Origin of the sequence: Yersinia bercovieri ATCC 43970, assembly GCF_013282745.1 — a bacterium.
Classification (GTDB): domain Bacteria; phylum Pseudomonadota; class Gammaproteobacteria; order Enterobacterales; family Enterobacteriaceae; genus Yersinia; species Yersinia bercovieri.
This window is the reverse complement of record NZ_CP054044.1, coordinates 3,388,063-3,407,178: the sequence shown is the minus strand read 5'-3', so window position 1 is coordinate 3,407,178 and position 19,116 is coordinate 3,388,063. Positions and strand designations below refer to the sequence as shown.

Below are 19,116 nucleotides of genomic sequence, written 5' to 3'. Positions count from 1 at the left end.
CCAAGATAGTGAGCAGCACCATTAAACTGAATGTAATCATAGGATAAGCAATGAAAACCACTCTGATCTCCCTACTGCGTTGGTGGCACATCTCCCTCTCTCGGGCGGTGTAATCGCGCATACCAGTCATCAGACAGTGCAGATTGCTTCAGCCCGCTAATAGCGGGTTTTTTTATGGACAGATTTCGGCGTAACCGCTTTTTCAGGATCACTTTTCGAGACCAATAAAATGATGCAGACTTCGCGCCCCACTCTACAGTTACTGACCGCCACGGCCTGTTACCGCGATGATCCCACCGCGCTGTTTCACCAGTTATGCGGCGCTCGTCCAGCCACCTTGTTACTTGAGTCAGCGGAAGTCACCAGTAAACAGAACCTGAAAAGCCTGCTGATTATTGACAGTGCGCTGCGTATCACCGCACTGGCACAAACCGTCACCATCGAAGCGCTGACACCTAATGGTGCCTCTTTATTACCGTTGCTGGACACGGCACTACCGCCACAGGTTGAGATTCAACTGCGCCCGAATGGCCGCGAATTAACTTTCCCGCTAATTGATGAGGTGCAGGATGAAGACTCGCGCTTACAGTCATTATCGGTTTTTGATGCATTGCGTCTGCTGCTGCAACTGGTTGAGACGCCAGTAGCTGAGCGGGAAGCGATGTTTATCGGCGGCCTGTTCGCCTACGATTTGGTAGCGGGTTTTGAAAATTTACCGCCACTACGCCATGACCAAAATTGCCCCGATTTCTGTTTCTATCTCGCCGAAACCTTACTGATTTTGGATCATCAGCATCGTTCGACGCAGTTACAAGCCAGCCTGTTCACGCCGAATAGCGATGAACATCAGCGCCTGAGCGGTCGTTTAGAGCAGCTTGGCCACCAGCTACAGCAAACCGCCCAACCTATTCCTGCCCCATCGGTGCCCGAGATGGCGTTACAGTGTAACCAGTCAGATGAGGAGTATGGCGCAGTAGTCAGTGAGTTACAGCAAGCGATCCGCGAAGGCGAAATTTTCCAGGTGGTGCCATCGCGCCGCTTCTCTCTGCCTTGCCCCTCGCCGCTGGCGGCTTACCAAACGCTAAAAGAGCACAATCCCAGCCCCTACATGTTCTTTATGCAGGATAACCAATTCGCCCTGTTCGGCGCATCGCCTGAAAGCGCGCTGAAGTACGACGCCAGCAATCGCCAAATTGAGATCTACCCGATTGCCGGTACTCGCCCCCGTGGGCGGCGGGCCAACGGCGAATTGGATGCTGATTTAGACAGCCGAATTGAGCTGGAGATGCGCACTGACCATAAAGAGCTGGCTGAACACTTGATGCTCGTGGATTTGGCCCGCAATGATCTGGCCCGGATTTGTGAACCGGGCAGCCGTTATGTCGCTGATTTAACAAAAGTTGACCGCTACTCATTCGTGATGCATCTGGTTTCCCGCGTCGTCGGCACCCTGCGCCATGATTTGGATGTGCTACATGCTTATCAGGCGTGCATGAACATGGGCACCCTAAGTGGTGCGCCAAAAGTCCGCGCCATGCAATTGATAGCCGAGCGCGAAGGCTCACGTCGCGGCAGTTACGGCGGCGCCGTGGGCTATTTTACCGCCCATGGCGATCTGGATACCTGCATTGTGATCCGCTCGGCCTATGTCGAACAGGGTATCGCCACTGTTCAAGCCGGTGCGGGGGTGGTTCTCGACTCAATTCCACAGGCGGAAGCCGATGAAACCCGCAATAAGGCCCGTGCTGTACTGCGGGCGATTGCGACCGCACACCATGCCAGGGAGCTTTTCTGATGGCTGATCTCTTACTGCTCGATAATATCGACTCCTTTACCTACAACCTGGTGGACCAACTGCGCGCCAGTGGTCATCGCGTGGTGATTTACCGCAATCAGATTGCCGCTGACACTATTATTGAGCGCTTGCAGCAGTTGGAACAGCCGGTGCTGATGCTGTCACCCGGCCCCGGCACCCCCGCTCAAGCCGGTTGCATGCCCGAGTTATTGCAGCGCTTGCGCGGTCAGTTACCCATTATCGGCATCTGTCTTGGTCATCAAGCCATCATTGAGGCCTATGGTGGCCATGTCGGCCAGGCTGGCGAAATATTGCATGGCAAAGCCTCGGCCATTGATCACGATGGGCAAGGTATGTTCGCTGGTATGCCCAACCCCTTGCCGGTGGCCCGCTATCACTCATTGGTCGGTAGCAATATCCCCACAGAATTAACCGTTAACGCCCGTTTCGGCGAGATGGTCATGGCGGTGCGTCATGATGCTCACCGTGTTTGTGGCTATCAATTCCATCCGGAATCGATTTTAACCACTCAGGGCGCTCGTTTGTTGGAACAGACACTGGCCTGGGTCTTATCCCCTGCGGATTTGAAGCCACCGCGGCGTTAGCAGCACGCCAGGTGCTTTGGGGATAGAATATTTAAGGAATTTATGATGCAAATATTATTAGAAAAATTATTCCGCGCCGAGTCATTGAGCCAGCAACAGAGCCAACAGCTGTTTGCCGCTATCGTGCGCGGTGAACTGGAAGCCAGCCAACTGGCGGCAGCCTTGATCAGCATGAAAGTGCGGGGTGAAACACCGGATGAAATCGCCGGTGCGGCACAAGCGCTGTTAGCGGATGCACAACCCTTCCCGCGCCCTGACTACCTGTTCGCGGATATCGTCGGCACCGGCGGCGATGGCACCAACAGCATTAATATCTCCACCGCCAGCGCCTTTGTGGCCGCCAGTTGTGGGGTAAAAGTGGCGAAACACGGCAACCGCAGTGTCTCCAGCCGCTCTGGCTCATCCGATTTACTGGCCGCCTTTGGTATTCGTCTGGATATGAGCGCCGAGCAGTCACGACTCGCCTTGGATGAGTTAGGGGTCTGTTTCCTGTTTGCGCCGCAGTATCACAGCGGTTTTCGTCATGCGATGCCAGTGCGCCAACAGTTGAAAACCCGCACCCTGTTTAATGTGCTGGGGCCATTGATAAACCCGGCCCGTCCGCCACTGGCGCTGATTGGTGTCTACAGCCCTGAGTTGGTGTTGCCCATCGCACAGACACTCAAAGTGCTGGGCTATCAACGTGCCGCAGTGGTGCATGGTGGAGGGATGGATGAAGTGGCGATCCATGCTCCAACACAGGTCGCAGAGCTGAATAACGGCAATATCGAAAGTTATGAGGTAGCGCCAGAAGATTTTGGTCTGGGCCGCTACCCACTAAGTGCGCTACAAGGTGGCGCGCCGGAAGAAAACCGTGACATTTTAGCACGCTTGTTACAAGGTAAAGGCGAAGCGGCACAGGCCGCAGCCGTCGCCGCTAACGTGGCGTTATTGCTGAAATTACATGGCCAGGAAAATTTGCGTCATAACGCGCAGCAAGCATTGGAAATGATTCACAGCGGTCAGGCATTTGATCGTGTTACTGCTCTGGCAGCAAGGAGATAGATGATGCAGGAAACCGTACTTCACAGCATAGTGCGCGATAAGGAAGTCTGGGTTGCCGCGCGGAAAGTGCAACAGCCGCTGGCCCGTTTTCAACACGAAATTACCCCGAGCCAGCGCGACTTTTATCAAGCACTGCAAAGCAATAAGAGCGTGTTTATCCTGGAGTGTAAAAAGGCATCCCCCTCCAAGGGCGTCATCCGCGATAATTTTAATCCAGCCGACATTGCGGCGGTTTATCGGGATTATGCTTCGGCTATCTCGGTATTAACTGACGAAAAGTACTTTCAGGGCAGCTTTGATTTCTTGCCGCAAGTCAGTGCAGTCGTGACGCAGCCGGTGTTGTGCAAAGACTTTATTATCGACGCCTATCAGGTACAACTGGCCCGTTTTTATCAGGCGGATGCCATCTTACTGATGTTATCGGTGCTGGATGATGACAGCTATCGCCAACTGGCCGCGCTAGCACATAGCCTGAAGATGGGCGTGTTGACGGAGGCCAGCAATGCCGAAGAGCTGGAGCGCGCCATTGCATTAGGTGCCAAAGTGGTGGGCATCAATAACCGTGATTTACGTGATCTCTCCATCGACTTAAATCGCACCCGTGAACTGGCACCGCGCCTGCCCGCCGGTGTAACTATCATCAGCGAATCGGGTATCAACGATTACCGCCAGGTGCGCGAATTGAGCGAGGTTGCCCACGGCTTCCTGATTGGCAGCGCGCTGATGTCTGAAGCCAACCTCCATGCCGCTGTGCGCCGCGTATTAGTGGGTGAAAATAAAGTGTGTGGCCTGACTCGCGCTCAAGATGCCGCTGCCGCCTATCACGCCGGCGCCCTGTATGGCGGGTTGATTTTTGTTGGCAGCTCACCGCGCAATGTGGATATTGCTCAGGCCCGAGTGGTGATCAGTGGCGCGCCGCTGAAATACGTTGGCGTGTTCCGTGATGCCCAAATAGAGACCATCCAACCCATCGCCGAGCGCTTAGCACTGGCGGCCGTGCAGTTGCATGGGCAAGAAGATCAAACTTATATCGATCAATTACGTCAAGTTTTACCTGCCAATTGCCAGATCTGGAAGGCGCTGAGTGTCAGCGACACCCTGCCTGCCCGCAACTTGCAGCATGTCGAACGTTATGTCCTGGATAATGGTCAGGGTGGCAGCGGCCAACATTTTGACTGGTCACTGTTGGCCGGCGAGTCACTGGATAACGTCCTGCTGGCCGGTGGTTTGAGTGCCGACAACTGTGCGGCCGCGGCACAACTTGGCTGCGCGGGACTGGATTTCAACTCCGGTGTCGAAAGCGCCCCCGGCATTAAAGATCCACAGTTGATCACCGCTGCATTCAATGCATTGCGGACTTATTGATTTCATTTATAGCCACACATTGATAGCCATATATTGGTTAATCCTAGAAAGGACAAAAAATGACCACACTTAATCCCTATTTTGGCGAGTTCGGTGGCATGTATGTGCCACAGATCCTGATGCCAGCACTGAAGCAACTGGAAGAGGCTTTTGTCAGCGCTCAACTGGACCCTGAATTTCAGGCGGCATTTCAGGATTTGTTGAAGAACTACGCCGGTCGCCCGACAGCGCTAACGCTATGTCAAAACCTGACCGCAGGGACGAAAACCAAGTTATATCTGAAACGTGAAGACTTGCTACACGGCGGCGCGCACAAAACCAATCAGGTTTTGGGGCAAGCTTTATTAGCAAAACGTATGGGTAAGACTGAAATCATTGCTGAAACTGGGGCCGGTCAACATGGCGTGGCGTCAGCACTGGCTTGCGCCCTGCTGGGCTTGAAGTGCCGCATCTACATGGGGGCGAAAGACATTGAGCGTCAGTCACCGAACGTGTTCCGGATGCGCCTGATGGGGGCCGAAGTGATCCCGGTGCACAGTGGATCGTCAACACTGAAAGATGCTTGTAACGAAGCGCTGCGCGACTGGTCTGGTAGCTACGAAACGGCTCACTATATGCTGGGAACGGCCGCAGGCCCGCACCCTTACCCGACCATTGTGCGTGAGTTCCAACGTATGATTGGCGAAGAGACCAAAGCGCAGATGTTAGCCCGCGAAGGCCGTCTGCCCGATGCCGTACTGGCGTGTGTCGGGGGCGGCTCCAACGCCATCGGCATGTTTGCTGACTTTATTGATGAGCCGAACGTGGGGTTAATTGGGGTCGAACCCGCAGGACTTGGCATCGAAACCGGTCAACATGGCGCACCACTTAAGCACGGTAAAGTGGGCATCTACTTCGGTATGAAATCGCCAATGATGCAGACCAGTGATGGTCAAATCGAAGAGTCTTACTCCATCTCTGCCGGGCTGGATTTCCCATCGGTCGGGCCACAACATGCCTATTTGAACAGCATCGGTCGCGCCGATTATGTTTCGGTGACCGATGATGAAGCGCTGGACGCCTTTAAAGCACTGTCATGCCAAGAGGGGATCATCCCCGCGTTGGAGTCCTCCCATGCGCTGGCCCATGCCTTGAAAATGATTAAAGCGTCGCCGGAGAAAGAGCAGATATTGGTGGTCAATCTGTCCGGTCGTGGTGATAAAGATATTTTCACCGTTCACGATATTCTGAAAGCTCGGGGAGAGATTTAATGGAGCGTTATCAACAGCTTTTTCAACAATTAGCCGCCAAAAAAGAGGGGGCGTTTGTACCTTTTGTACAGTTAGGCGATCCCTCACCCGCGCTATCGTTAGAGATTATTGACACCTTGATTGCTGCCGGTGCCGATGCGTTGGAGTTGGGCATCCCTTTCTCTGACCCGCTGGCCGATGGCCCGACGATTCAAAATGCCGCGCTACGTGCCTTTGCCGCCGGGGTCACACCGGCTATCTGTTTTGAGATGCTGGCGGAAATTCGCAAAAAACATCCGGCGATCCCAATTGGCCTGCTGATGTATGCGAACTTGGTATTCCACAACGGAATTGATAATTTCTATCAACGTTGCGCTGAGGTGGGGGTGGACTCGGTGCTGATCGCCGACGTGCCATTTGAAGAGTCAGCCCCCTTCCGCGCGGCGGCACTACGCCACAACATTGCGCCGATCTTTATCTGTCCACCGAACGCAGATGATGATTTGCTGCGGGAAATTGCCTCCCATGGCCGTGGCTATACCTATCTGCTCTCCCGCGCGGGTGTGACGGGGGCGGAGAATCACGGCCATCTACCGCTGAATCATCTGATCGATACATTGCGGGAGTATCATGCCGCACCCGCACTGCAAGGTTTTGGCATTTCAGAACCTGAACAGGTGAAAAGCAGTTTAGCGGCAGGGGCGGCAGGCGCTATTTCAGGTTCCGCAATTGTAAAAATCATTGAAAACAATGTCTCGCAGCCCGCAGTGATGCTGGCACAACTGACCCGTTTTGTGACTGAGATGAAAGCCGCAACACGTCGTTAATTAGCCAATAAGCGCCTGATGGCTTGCTCAGCTCCGGCGCTTTACTCTCTTTTTTCAATGTCTTCCTCACTTCAAATTCACCGTGAATTTGAATAAAAGCCATCCATCACTAATAATCATGTAACACACTAAGCATTTTTTTACATTTATGGTGCCCTGTATGGGCTATAGCACTGTGTAAAGTATGCATTAATGCCACATTGAATCAGTGTTTAGTGTTTAACCCAGTCCCCCTTGTGACATCAATAACATGGAGAGTCATTTATGAAGCTTTTTAAGACCCTTTCAGCCTTATGCATTGCGGTTATTATGGCAATGGCCGTATCAGCTTGTGCGCCAACAGCAAAATCAGAAGGAACCGGTGGTTATATTGATGACACCGTCGTCACCACTAAGGTTAAGTCCGCACTGCTAGGTGAGAAGAATTTAAAATCGACTGAGATCAGTGTTGAAACGTTCAAAGGGCGGGTTCAGTTGAGTGGCTTCGTTAGCTCACGTCAGGATGCAAACCGTGCGGTGCAGATCACCCGCTCCGTACCCGGGGTGAAATCTGTCAGTGATCAAATGCTGATCCGCTAGTGTTATGTTTGGAGGCGCATCTCTGCGCCTCCATTGCAAAGCCCCCTCTGCAATCTTAAGTTCTCAAGTCAGTGATTCGGGTGCGCGAGTGCCGCTAACACCGCTGTCGTGCCAAGAAGCAACTATTACCCAAAGTCATTGGGGCGACAGCAAGGCAGCAAACGAGCAAATCCCGATGAGCTTACTCAAGTAAGTGATTCGGGTGCACGAGTGCCGCTAACACCGCTGTCGTGCCAAGAAGCAACTATTACCCAAAGTCATTGGGGCGACAGCAAGGCAGCAAACGAGCAAATCCCGATGAGCTTACTCAAGTAAGTGATTCGGGTGCGCGAGTGCCGCTAACACCGCTGTCGTGCCAAGGACGAAGGGTAATTAGAAACGGTAACCCGCGCCAAACATAAACACCCATGGATCAAGACGAGTGCTAATACTCTGCTCTACCCCACCCGCTTTGAATTTCACGTCTGACTCGATATTCATCCACCAGACGGACATATTTAGCATCCAGTTTTCACTGACCATGTAGTCCATACCGGCTTGACCGGCAATACCCCATGAATCTTTCACGCTCAGGTCGGTTAGACCCGCAGCAGTACCGGTGCTGTTGAATTTTTCATCAAAGAAAGTGGTGTAGTTTAAGCCTATACCGAGATATGGGCGCAGTTTGTCTTGCTTGTCGCGGAAATAGTATTGCGCCATTAAGGTTGGCGGTAATTGCTTAACTTCGGCAATATCACCGGTTGGCCCGAGGCCTATTTTATGACGAAACGGCGTGGCGGCCAGCAATTCTACCCCGATATTATCCGTAATCAGATAACTGAAGGTCAGACCCAGTTGGGTATTATTATCCGCTTTGAAGGAACCATAACCTAATACGTCATCAGAGCCGGTATTTGGCCTGACAGTTGCTGTCCCTGCCCGGAAAATATAATCGCCTGCTTGATGCGCGCTTGCCGCAGTTGGTGCCAGAGCTGCTACAGCTAACAATGCCAAAGTGATTTTTTTCATTATCCATTCCATTTGTAGGTATATTCGCGAACAGAATATACCTACAAATGATTATTTATGATCCACTCGAGATCACATCTTTTGCAACAACTTAAATAAATCCTATTTTATGTAGGGTTATTTAATTCCTTAATTATATTGAAATTGATCTGGATCATAAAAGCCATTTTGGCGAAAATCGTGCTGCCCTTGATGGATGAAAAATGGAACTGCGGGGGATGCTGCCATGCTTGGATGTTGTCTGTGTGAAATCGTAATCGCCAGCAATTTGAGCGCTCAGGCGAAGGCGATAGCCATAATCCATCCTGCGATCGCGCCCGCGTGCACTATGGGTTGCCACCGTTACCTATTGATAACGTCAAGGTAATTAGATTAGAAGAAATCAGTCGTCGGCCAATCTCAGTGTCCCATCGCGCGCCATAACAAGGTATAATCATTAGCTAAGCACTATTTTTTCGACCCCAAGGAGCTTTCATGCCTATCACGGCTAACACTTTATACCGTGACAGTTTTAACTTTTTACGTAATCAGCTGCCAGCGATCCTGTTACTGGCCCTACTGACTGCGTTCATTACCGTCATGTTAAATCAGGCTTTTATCCCTGATACTGAACAACTGAATCTGTTAAATACCACGGAAAGCGATATTACCTCATCGGCAACTGTCAGCATCAGTGAGATAGTCTCGCAAATGACACCTGAGCAGCAGATGGTACTGCTTAAGGTCTCTGCAGCGGCAACCTTCTCCGCATTAGTCGGTAACGTATTATTAGTGGGTGGAATGTTAACGCTAATCTCGATGGTCTCTCAGGGCCGCCGGGTGAGTGCACTACAGGCGATTGGGATTTCTGTCCCTATTCTGCCTCGCTTACTGCTGCTGATGTTTATCGGCACCTTGTTGATTCAGCTAGGGTTGACGATGTTTATCGTGCCCGGTGTGGTTATTGCCGTCGCGCTGTCGTTGTCGCCGGTGATTGTAACCACTGAGAAGATGGGTGTTTTTGCCGCAATCAAAGCCAGCACTAAATTGGCCTTCGCCAATGTCCGGTTGATTGTCCCGGCCATGATGTTGTGGATAGCAGCCAAATTGATTTTGCTGTATCTGGTAAGCCACCTAACGGCTCTGCCAACCCCTATTGCGACAGTTGTTTTAAGTGCACTGAGCAATCTGGTCTCTGCACTGTTACTGGTCTATCTGTTCCGCTTATATATGTTGTTGCGGCCAACAGATGTTACCGCGTAAATATCGCTACAGATAAAGTGACAAAAGGAGGTTGTTGACAAACCTATTTTGTCACTCCGCAACAGGCGGGGCGACTGCACCGATGGGCGCTCCGACGGCTCACGCCGTTACGACCCATTCGGCACATTTCCCCGCTTATCAACTTTGTCAGCAGTCTGCAAAAGGGCCATTACGGCCCTTTTTTACGGTTTAACCCCTGTTAACACGCCCCTGGCTCAACCGGCTAACTGATTTCAGGCTCTGGATCAGCTGCTGATTCGTGCTTCTCGGCGACCCGCTGTTTACTCTGAATGAGCTTCAGTGCCAGATAGAGATCCGGCACCAAAATCAGGTCATCGTCATGACTTTTCAGCCGATTAATACGGAACCAGCGGGTCAGTTCGGTGCGTCGACCCGCCAATATCAACTTAATATTGCGCTGTTTCAGATCACGTTTAAGCTCATCGATCGCCGCCAGAACACTGATGTCGGCATAGGTGAAACTGGCCACCGCATCAATGACCACCCAATCCGCCGGATGAGGGGTGCTATCGACCAAATTTAGAATACGCCGCTTAAAATAGGCCACGTTAAAATAGGTCAGTGGTGAGTTAAAACGATAAATCATCACCCCAGGTACAGGTTTAATGCCATTTCCGCTGCGCATTGAATGAATCATACCATCGGCATTCACCCCTAATAGCTGCTCTGTCGGGCGGAATACGGTGCGTAAGAATTGTAATAAACCCAATAATACCGCTAAACCGATGCCACTAATTACCCCGACCAATACCACACTGACAAAGGTAAAAATCGCCAGATAGAAAGCCTGGGTATTACGTTTCCGCAACTGCCATAAACTGCGAAATCCCAGTAGTGACCAGGCGGCATAAATCAGCACGACACCCAGTGCCGCGATGGGAATAAATTGCAGTGGGCGGGTTAAAAACAGCAGCACCATCGCAATGACCAGCGCGGCAATAATCGACACCAGTTGGCTCTTACCATTATTAGCATCATTCACCGCAGTGCGGGTACTGGCGCCACTGATAGCAAAACCTTGGGATAACGCGGAGACAATATTGCTAATACCCAAGGCGCGCAGCTCTACATCCGCATCCACCTCATAGCCATTTTTGGCGGCAAAGCTGCGGGCAGTCAGCATCATGCTAACAAAACTGACCACCGCAAGGTTCAGGGCCGGAATAACCATGTCGCGCAACAAACCCGGTTGGAAATCAGGCCAATGTACCATCGGCAGTCCGCCGTCAAATCCACCGACCACCGCGACGCCAAATTGCGCCATATTGGCAGCCCAGGAGACGAAGGTCGCGATAACAATCGCCAGCAACGGCGCAGGCCAGTTGGGTCGTAACCATTTGACGCCATACAGCACCACAAAAGTCAGCAACGAAATGGCGACCGTGGGCAGATGGCTGTTATACAAATTATGGGGGAGCGCCAAAACCCGCTCAATCAGTTGTGGCGGGCGGGTCATAAAACCAAAGACCTTACCCAACTGATCGACAATAATGGTAATTGCCACACCATTTAGTAAGCCGGTCAGGATGGGGCGCGATAATAGATCAGCCAATGCCCCCAGCTTGAAGCGGCTGGCCACCAGACACCATGTCCCCATCATTAGTGTCATCATGATGGTTAACTGCCAGTGAACCTCGCTGCTCCCTGCCGCCAGAGGGGCCACTACGGCGGCTATCACCGCACAAGTCGCGGCATCTGGCCCAACAATCAATTGCCGTGATGAACCAAAAAATGCGTACGCAATCATCGGCAAAATACATGAATATAAGCCGACGGCGGCACTGACACCGGTCAATTCGGCATAGGCAATGGCAATAGGAAGTGCCACTGCCGCCACGGATAACCCCGCCCTGAGATCGGGTTTGAGCCAGTCACGTTCATAAGCCATTAATTGGGTCAAACCTGGCATCCATTGCCGAAGTGATTTTCTCTGCATATTGACTCCATCAACCCTTAACCCAATATTTATTACTTATCATGCTGGGTAAATGCATCACTAGCAATATGCGGACAATAACTGTTACTTGTTTATCGTAAGTTTCTGCAAATTCCGCTGGCAGAGCGCGCATTCCGGCAGATAATTAAGGATAATAGCGTTTTACCCCTAGTACCCTCACCTCACTGAATCCGGTATAGTCGGGCGGTGTACAAATGATGGATTGATTCATGAAGCAACTTTTAGATTTTCTCCCATTGGTCGTATTTTTCGTTTTCTACAAGATGTATGACATTTTTGTCGCCTCAGGGGCATTGATTGTCGCAACACTATTGGCACTGGCCTTTACCTGGCTAAAATTCCGCAAGGTAGAGAAGATGACGCTAATCACTGCCGCAATGGTGTTGGTATTTGGCACCTTGACGCTGGCATTCCACAGCGACCTATTCATTAAATGGAAAGTGACGGTGCTGTATGCGCTGTTTGCCGTCGCCTTGTTGGTAAGCCAATGGTTTATGAACAAACCATTGATTCAGCGGATGCTCGGTAAAGAGCTGACACTGCCTGATGCGGTCTGGTCAACACTCAATATGGCATGGGCACTCTTCTTCCTGGCCTGTGGCCTGCTGAACATCTATGTGGCGTTCTGGTTACCACAAGATATCTGGGTGAACTTTAAAGTGTTTGGCTTAACCGCGCTGACTCTGGTATTCACCCTTATCAGTGGCGTTTATATCTATCGGCATATGCCGGAAGAGCAGAAAAAGTCATAATTTCAAATAACAAATAGCTAAAGTCATTGGCGTTGCCGGGGGTAAATAGTCTCGCAGCGCCAATGACTCAGGTTAACAAGCAGGCAGAGATGACTCAGGAACAACTATCACCTCGCGGTGAGCAATCATTACCTAACGGTGAATTAGTACTTCGCACCCTTGCTATGCCCGCAGATACCAATGCCAATGGCGATATCTTCGGTGGCTGGTTAATGTCGCAAATGGACATTGGTGGTGCCATTCAGGCCAAAGAGATAGCACATGGCCGCGTTGTCACAGTAAGAGTTGATGGCATGACTTTCCTCAAACCGGTCGCGGTGGGTGATGTGGTCTGTTGCTATGCGCGCTGTATTAAAACCGGCCTTAGCTCCATTACTATCAATATTGAAGTCTGGGTGAAAAAGGTCTCTTCCGAGCCAATTGGTCAGCGCTATCGCGCCACAGAAGCGGTGTTTACCTATGTGGCCGTGGATGATGCAGGTAAAGCCCGTGGGCTGCCTGATGGCCGAGGGAATTTTGAGGTTGGCGCCACCCAATAGCGGCAAAGCAAAGAGTAGTGATGTCAGAAGGGTCGCCCTAACAGCGACCCTTCTGCTTTTATAACCGAGTATACCTGGTGACCGAGTATCTTGTGGTCGGTTAATCCATCTCCATATTGCCACCAATCTTAAAGACGATGGTGGTGACATAATCTTTGGCAGCAACCGCTTCAAAGCGCCATTTGCGCATCACTTGCTTCACTTCGCGCTCAAAGGTATTACGCGGAGTGGCTTCCAGAATACGCACATTGGTGACACGACCATCGGCGTCGATATCATATTGGACTTTCACCTGCCCTTCGACCCCTAACGCCAGCGCTCTTGCTGGATAGGTGGGCTTCGCCTTGCTCAATGCTTTTGGCCCGGCGGTGGTAGAGGCCCCCGGTGCTACGGCTTTCGGGGCCGATTTTACCGGTGCATTATTAGCCACCAAAGCTGGCTCATCCGACTTAAATGGCTGGTCGTCCGGCGGTGCTTCTGTTCTCTTCACTTCCGGCTTTTTAACCTCTTTTTTCACCGGTTTTGGCTTAGGTTTCGGTTTTGGTTTTACCGGTTCAGGAATGGGCACCGGAACAGGTTCTGGCAGCACTTCAGGTTCAGGCTCGGCCTGTGGCTCTGCCGCCGCAGGTTGGGGTGCAGCAAAGGCAGCAATATTGACCATAGTCACCGCAATGGGTGCATCCTCTATTTCCGGCTGTACACTCATTTGCTCTACCGAAACATAGAGTAATGCCGCGACCACACTGCCATGTAACCCGACTGAAAATGCGATGGGCCACGTAAGCCGTCGACCCAGGAAAAATTTATTTAGCTGCATAATAATTGAGTATCCTCTAATGCAGCTAAGTTTAAATGCAAATAGCAATCATATTCAATACGCAACAGCAAACAATCTTACCCTTAAACCTTAAATGGTGCTTTAAACGACGATAGCAACGAAATAACACTTTCTGTTTACCGTCAGTTATCATTTTATTTCATCATTAACCCTCGCGGTACTCACCCACCCATCGGCAATATCACCCATTTAGCACTTGATTGAATTTATCGATTGAACATGCTGTTATGGAGCGCTAAATAGCTGGCTGGGATGCCCCTATCGCCAACCCCATTGAAAGCTGGCGTATAACGAGTATATAAATTTGAAAGGTGAAACATGCTGTATGTAATCTTTGCCACTGATCTCCCTGATTCACTTGAGAAGCGTTTATCCGTGCGCCCTGCTCATTTAGCGCGTTTACAGGCATTACAGGATCAAGGGCGTCTACTGACTGCCGGCCCTAATCCGGCCATCGACAGCGCCGACCCCGGTGCTGCTGGATTCACCGGTTCTACCGTGATAGCCGAGTTTGCCTCACAACACGAGGCCGAAGTCTGGGCCGAGCAAGATCCTTATGTCGCCGCAGGGGTTTACCAATCGGTGATAGTCAAACCCTATAAGCGCGTATTCTGAGTCATCCTCGTCTCTAAGGGCCGCTAACTCCCCTGCGGCCCTATCCCGCCAGGCGATTACATCTCTTTAATCATCTTTACTTATCATTACTGAGAATCAGTGTCTAATCTGATATCACTTTTTGTAGCGTGACCTTGAGTCATTTTGTTAAATACGGAGATGAAGACTATGCAGTGTCCAGTATGCAAAGATACCCAACTGGTGATGTCTGAACGTAAAAGTATTGAGATTGATTATTGCCCAAACTGTCGGGGTGTCTGGCTAGATCGTGGGGAACTCGATAAAATCATCGAAAAATCAGTTGAGAGCACACCAGCTCCGGCGGCTGCCGCCCCTTACGCCGATAACAGAGAGCGCGATCGTGACCGCGATCATCACGGCTATTCAAAATCCAAGCCCTACAAGAAGAGAAGTTTTCTGTCAGATCTGTTTGACTAACCTCTCACCGACATCATAGATGCTGCATTAATCAGTACGCCTGAACCCAGGCGTACTTTTATCATTGCGCCTTATTGATACCTGCGCCTGCCCCTATCAAAGCGCTAAACTTTGTAGTGCTTCAACCAGTGCTCTTCGCAGGCATCAACGGCTTTATCCAGCATGTGCGCCGGTGATTTTAATATCATATGATCTTTTCTTACCCAGACAGGATAAGTGTGCTTGCCAGCAGCAATGACTTGTTCAGCATAAATAGCGGCGTGGTAGATCAGCTCAGACTCTTCACAATAAATTTCGTACTTATAAAGCGCGGTGCTGACTTTCAAATCCCCGAAGAATACGGTTTTAGCTAATTTATATTGAGACATGAACGATAAGCCTTTGCTGTAATAGGGATGATATCATCCGCCGAACCGCGTTATATAACTGTGATATTCGCAGCAAAAGCCCCCTAAGCTCATGTCCTATGAGCAAAAATTAAGATTTACTCTAGTGGTAACCGATGAACATCACTCAGCGGCAATGAATTAAATAAGTAACCTTGCATTGCATCAACGCCGATATCGGCTAATTGGATAAACTGCTGGCGAGTCTCTACCCCCTCGACTATCACGCACTGGCAATGATCACGCAGTCGCGTGACAAGATTTTCGAACGTGACACTCCCCGCCCATTGCCAATAAAATTGCTTATCCACTTTAACGCACTCAAAGAAGCCACTGGAGACCGCCGCCAGGTGAGAATTACCACTGCCAAAATCGTCTAACCATAATGCGTATCGTTCAGCCAACTTACTTAATAGTGTATTCTTCGGCCCCTCACTGAGATTGGGAAAACTCTCCATTATCTCTAGCCGGATAAAGGGCATCGATCCTAACAACGAGATGATCTGCTTGTCGTCCAGCACAGCCTGTGCCATATCAAAATCTATATTTATCGAGAGTATTATTTGGTGATCAATAAACCATCGCTGGTGAATGGTGACCGCGAATAATTGGTCACATAACAATTTAGTCTTCATCTGAGCATTAAGTTGATGCAGAAAACGCTCAGTATAAATGGGCGATTTAAAAGAGGTTGTCGTAAACCGACTCAATAACTCAACAGCAAATAACTTACCATTTTGCCTGTAAACAGGCTCACAGATAAAAGAGCAATCGACTGCAATGTCTAGCCTGCTATCCACAGTAAAATCCTTTTATTTAATCAGGATAGCAGTATTGATCAATTGATAAAATTGATCAATTTTTTATTATTGATCACTAAAATCGATGAAAAGTGCTAACCAAAAAAACAGAAATTAAAATCAACCCATTGATAGATAGGAAATATTACTTAAACATGACGATTAACAAACTTATAATTGCATAATTATATATTTTACTGAGGGGAATGGCCGCTTCGAACAACCAAACAGTAACACCCCTGAAACTGAACGATCAGAACGAAGCGGCCTAATATAGAGAGTAGCGCGATGTCATTCTTATGTGAAATAAACTGATAATCTACTATGTTGCACCATTTATTATTAATAGCGACATAGGAATTGTCGTATTTTTCTAATTTAGGATAGGTGTGTTTTTTCTGCGAAAAAGTTCGCCATTTAAAGTGGAAAATATCATCACTGAATCCAAAGCTGGCAACGTTCTATTTACAAGAACAGCTAAAGTGACCTGACAATGAAAAAGACTATAGGGTCAACCGGGGGGCGAAAAGCGATTAAGCCTCTGGTGTTTATCCTGAATAAAACAAAAACAGCCTCATAAAGAGACTGTTTTTATTACCACCTCAGCGCATCACCACTCATAAGCAACCGTGAACAATAGCGACCTGCGATGCTGGTGTTCATTGCGCTGTCTAATGCTGTAGATATGACGATAACGCCGTGATTGCCCTTCAAGCCAGCGACTTCTTCGACGCTGATTTTGCCGCAGCATACGCCAGCGACCCACCTCATTTTTACTCCGTCTCATGAAACAACTCTTCCATAGCTGAGAACTGGGCTATTATAAACCTTTCATCTCCTCAGCCAAGTCGCTGTTGGGTGAAATCCTCTATTTAGCGTAAATGGCCTATTTCTCTTCGCCTGGATAGACCCAGAAGTGGTCTAAAAATAGCCAAATGTACCGCTCAATTATTTAATTACCCATTGCAAGTCCTTTAGGTTAAAAGATTTTATCCAGCAATATCTCTGCTTAAAGGTTTCGCCTTTGCCATACTGTGCGTACACTCTTTATTGACCGTTTGTGAACAGGACTTCCGCCCTCATGACAACATTTTATACCGTGATCAGCTGGCTCTCAGTTTTTGGCTATTGGTTGCTCATTGCCGGGGTAACCTTGCGTATTCTCATGAAGCGCAGAACCGTTCCTTCGGCCATGGCATGGCTGCTTGTTATCTATATTCTGCCGTTGGTCGGAATAATCGCATACCTCTCATTTGGGGAGCTTCATCTTGGTAAACGCCGTGCCGAACGAGCGAAAGCAATGTGGCCCTCTACCGCGCGTTGGCTGAGTGAACTGAAGGATTGCCAACACATTTTTGCCACTTCCAATAGCGAAGTCGCCACGCCACTATTTCAACTCTGCGAGCGCCGCCAGGGCATCAGTGGCGTTAAAGGCAATCAACTACAGCTATTGACCACCACTGACGACACCTTAAAAGCGCTGGTACGTGACATTGAATTAGCCCGCCACAACATAGAGATGGTGTTTTATATCTGGCAACCCGGCGGCCTAGTTGATCAGGTTGCCGAATCCTTAATGTCCGCAGCCCGCCGTGGGGTCCATTGCCGATTGATGCTCGACTCTGCCGGTAGCCAGCAATTCTTCCGCACCCCATATCCCGCCATGATGCGCAATGCCGGGATTGAGGTGGTCGAAGCGCTCAAAGTGAATGTATTTCGTGTCTTTCTGCGCCGCATGGATTTACGCCAGCATCGCAAAATCGTCCTGATTGATAACTATGTGGCCTATACCGGCAGCATGAATATGGTTGATCCACGCTTCTTCAAGCAAGATGCCGGGGTGGGCCAGTGGATTGACATGATGGCGCGGATGGAAGGCCCGGTGGCAACCACCATGGGCATCGTGTATGCCTGTGACTGGGAGATTGAGACCGGTAAACGTATTTTGCCGCCCCCACCGGATAACCCGATTATGCCGTTTGAAGAGGAGAGCGGCCATACCATTCAGGTTATCGCCTCCGGCCCCGGCTTCCCTGAAGAGATGATTCATCAGGCACTGTTAACGGCCGTATATGCGGCTCGCGAACAGTTAATCATGACCACCCCCTATTTTGTGCCGAGCGATGACTTGCTGCATGCTATCTGTACCGCCGCACAGCGTGGTGTCGATGTCAGTATTATCGTGCCGCGAGAAAATGACTCGATGATGGTCCGCTGGGCAAGCAGAGCTTTCTTTTCGGAATTACTGGATGCTGGGGTCAAAATTTACCAGTTTGAAGGCGGGCTGTTGCACAGCAAGAGTGTGCTGGTCGATGGTCAACTGAGCCTGGTGGGAACCGTCAATTTGGATATGCGCAGCTTATGGCTGAACTTTGAAGTCACACTGGTCATTGACGATGACGGCTTTGGTGCTGATTTAGCGCAAGTGCAAGACGATTATATTGCCCGCTCGGTGTTATTAGATGGCGAGCTGTGGAATAAGCGCCCTCTCTGGCACCGTGTCACTGAGCGACTATTCTACTTCTTCAGCCCACTATTATAAAACGTCAAGCCGTTCATGGCGGCTTAATGAAGATGCTCTGAGTTATCGGCGTCAAACCGCATAATAATTGTAAAAGCGGCCTTGGGAGTGTTTTAATGAGCGCAATCTGCCAATGATAAATGGGAAGCTGCACATGGACCAGAATGCACCAGAGCCAAGCTCAATGGATCTTAATAACCGCCTGACTGAAGATGAAACACTGGAACAGGCCTACGATATTTTTCTCGAGCTGGCGGGTGATAATCTCGACCCAGCTGATATTTTATTGTTTAACCTTCAGTTTGAAGAGCGCGGCGGCGCCGAGCTGTTTGACCCCGCAGAAGATTGGCAGGAACATGTCGATTTTGATTTGAACCCTGACTTTTTCGCCGAAGTGGTTATTGGGCTGGCGGACAGTGATGGCGAAGAGATTAACGATATCTTTGCCCGTGTTCTCTTATGCCGCGAAAAAGACCATAAGCTGTGCCATATTTTGTGGAAAGAGTAATCACACCAGCACAATGGTTGCTCTATTGAGTCATAGGTTTTTATAGC

The 19,116-nt window shown here is 49.9% G+C and carries 19 protein-coding genes, 1 pseudogene and 1 other annotated feature; of the genes and pseudogenes, 14 read left to right on the top strand and 6 right to left on the bottom strand.

Going from position 1 to position 19,116, the window contains the following annotated elements:
* The first annotated feature begins 50 nt into the window (after window positions 1-50).
* From trpL to HRK25_RS15450, 7 genes and pseudogenes are all read left to right on the top strand, one after another.
* Window positions 51-113, top strand: a complete 63-nt coding sequence (gene trpL, locus HRK25_RS15485; protein WP_099460641.1) for a trp operon leader peptide — start codon at window positions 51-53, stop codon at window positions 111-113.
* Window positions 75-176: a sequence feature (Trp leader region), on the top strand. Its footprint overlaps the gene before it by 39 nt.
* Before the next feature lie 56 nt (window positions 177-232).
* Window positions 233-1,795 carry an anthranilate synthase component 1 gene (locus tag HRK25_RS15480; protein ID WP_032898986.1) on the top strand — a complete coding sequence of 521 codons (1,563 nt, stop codon included), beginning with the start codon at window positions 233-235 and terminating at the stop codon, window positions 1,793-1,795.
* A pseudogene (trpD, locus tag HRK25_RS20485) lies at window positions 1,795-3,444 on the top strand (bifunctional anthranilate synthase glutamate amidotransferase component TrpG/anthranilate phosphoribosyltransferase TrpD). Before HRK25_RS15480 ends, trpD begins: the two are co-directional and overlap by 1 nt.
* The gene (gene trpCF, locus HRK25_RS15465; protein ID WP_005279875.1) at window positions 3,445-4,809 is read left to right on the top strand and encodes a bifunctional indole-3-glycerol-phosphate synthase TrpC/phosphoribosylanthranilate isomerase TrpF; all 1,365 of its coding nucleotides are present in this window, start codon (window positions 3,445-3,447) and stop codon (window positions 4,807-4,809) included.
* 59 nt (window positions 4,810-4,868) lie between these two features.
* Window positions 4,869-6,059 carry a tryptophan synthase subunit beta gene (gene trpB / locus HRK25_RS15460; RefSeq protein WP_005279877.1) on the top strand — a complete coding sequence of 397 codons (1,191 nt, stop codon included), beginning with the start codon at window positions 4,869-4,871 and terminating at the stop codon, window positions 6,057-6,059.
* Complete coding sequence (trpA, locus tag HRK25_RS15455; protein WP_032899179.1) at window positions 6,059-6,865, top strand: tryptophan synthase subunit alpha; 807 nt, start codon at window positions 6,059-6,061, stop codon at window positions 6,863-6,865. The genes trpB and trpA overlap by 1 nt, the downstream gene beginning before the upstream one ends.
* Before the next feature lie 264 nt (window positions 6,866-7,129).
* Complete coding sequence (locus HRK25_RS15450; protein ID WP_032899181.1) at window positions 7,130-7,444, top strand: BON domain-containing protein; 315 nt, start codon at window positions 7,130-7,132, stop codon at window positions 7,442-7,444.
* Window positions 7,445-7,816: 372 nt separating this feature from the next.
* Here HRK25_RS15450 and ompW read toward each other — a convergent pair whose 3' ends face one another.
* Window positions 7,817-8,452, bottom strand: a complete 636-nt coding sequence (ompW, locus tag HRK25_RS15445) for an outer membrane protein OmpW (protein ID WP_072083752.1) — start codon at window positions 8,450-8,452, stop codon at window positions 7,817-7,819.
* Between the two features lie 474 nt (window positions 8,453-8,926).
* Between ompW and HRK25_RS15440 the strand changes: the two genes are divergently transcribed.
* Window positions 8,927-9,694 carry a YciC family protein gene (locus HRK25_RS15440; RefSeq protein ID WP_005279985.1) on the top strand — a complete coding sequence of 256 codons (768 nt, stop codon included), beginning with the start codon at window positions 8,927-8,929 and terminating at the stop codon, window positions 9,692-9,694.
* Window positions 9,695-9,917: 223 nt separating this feature from the next.
* Here the strand turns inward: HRK25_RS15440 and HRK25_RS15435 are convergent, their stop codons facing one another.
* Window positions 9,918-11,651: a SulP family inorganic anion transporter gene (locus tag HRK25_RS15435; RefSeq protein ID WP_032898555.1), complete on the bottom strand. Its 1,734-nt coding sequence runs from the start codon at window positions 11,649-11,651 to the stop codon at window positions 9,918-9,920.
* A 230-nt stretch (window positions 11,652-11,881) separates the two neighbouring features.
* Between HRK25_RS15435 and HRK25_RS15430 the strand changes: the two genes are divergently transcribed.
* Together HRK25_RS15430 and yciA are read left to right on the top strand one after the other, a co-directional pair.
* On the top strand, window positions 11,882-12,424 hold the full coding sequence (locus HRK25_RS15430) for a septation protein A (protein WP_032898558.1): 543 nt from the start codon (window positions 11,882-11,884) through the stop codon (window positions 12,422-12,424).
* An 89-nt stretch (window positions 12,425-12,513) separates the two neighbouring features.
* Window positions 12,514-12,963, top strand: a complete 450-nt coding sequence (gene yciA / locus HRK25_RS15425) for an acyl-CoA thioester hydrolase YciA (protein ID WP_032898564.1) — start codon at window positions 12,514-12,516, stop codon at window positions 12,961-12,963.
* 100 nt (window positions 12,964-13,063) lie between these two features.
* Here the strand turns inward: yciA and tonB are convergent, their stop codons facing one another.
* The gene (gene tonB, locus HRK25_RS15420) at window positions 13,064-13,780 is read right to left on the bottom strand and encodes a TonB system transport protein TonB (protein ID WP_173361773.1); all 717 of its coding nucleotides are present in this window, start codon (window positions 13,778-13,780) and stop codon (window positions 13,064-13,066) included.
* Between the two features lie 339 nt (window positions 13,781-14,119).
* On the opposite strand from tonB, the gene HRK25_RS15415 reads away from it, so the two are divergent.
* A complete protein-coding gene (locus HRK25_RS15415; RefSeq protein ID WP_005277499.1) occupies window positions 14,120-14,416 on the top strand; it encodes a YciI family protein in 297 nt (98 codons plus the stop codon).
* Between the two features lie 168 nt (window positions 14,417-14,584).
* A complete protein-coding gene (locus tag HRK25_RS15410; protein ID WP_005277503.1) occupies window positions 14,585-14,854 on the top strand; it encodes a TFIIB-type zinc ribbon-containing protein in 270 nt (89 codons plus the stop codon).
* A gap of 104 nt (window positions 14,855-14,958) precedes the next feature.
* Here the strand turns inward: HRK25_RS15410 and HRK25_RS15405 are convergent, their stop codons facing one another.
* The 3 genes from HRK25_RS15405 to HRK25_RS15395 all read right to left on the bottom strand — a co-directional run bounded on the left by HRK25_RS15405 (window position 14,959) and on the right by HRK25_RS15395 (window position 16,827).
* Complete coding sequence (locus HRK25_RS15405) at window positions 14,959-15,222, bottom strand: hypothetical protein (protein ID WP_004875183.1); 264 nt, start codon at window positions 15,220-15,222, stop codon at window positions 14,959-14,961.
* 116 nt (window positions 15,223-15,338) lie between these two features.
* Window positions 15,339-16,040: an EAL domain-containing protein gene (locus tag HRK25_RS15400; RefSeq protein WP_005277505.1), complete on the bottom strand. Its 702-nt coding sequence runs from the start codon at window positions 16,038-16,040 to the stop codon at window positions 15,339-15,341.
* 610 nt (window positions 16,041-16,650) lie between these two features.
* Complete coding sequence (locus tag HRK25_RS15395; RefSeq protein ID WP_071984843.1) at window positions 16,651-16,827, bottom strand: YciY family protein; 177 nt, start codon at window positions 16,825-16,827, stop codon at window positions 16,651-16,653.
* 294 nt (window positions 16,828-17,121) lie between these two features.
* On the opposite strand from HRK25_RS15395, the gene cls reads away from it, so the two are divergent.
* Window positions 17,122-18,582: a cardiolipin synthase gene (gene cls, locus HRK25_RS15390; protein WP_005277507.1), complete on the top strand. Its 1,461-nt coding sequence runs from the start codon at window positions 17,122-17,124 to the stop codon at window positions 18,580-18,582.
* A 163-nt stretch (window positions 18,583-18,745) separates the two neighbouring features.
* Window positions 18,746-19,069 (top strand): HI1450 family dsDNA-mimic protein, encoded by a 324-nt coding sequence (locus HRK25_RS15385; protein WP_032898566.1) that lies wholly within the window; start codon window positions 18,746-18,748, stop codon window positions 19,067-19,069.
* Window positions 19,070-19,116: the final 47 nt, after the last annotated feature.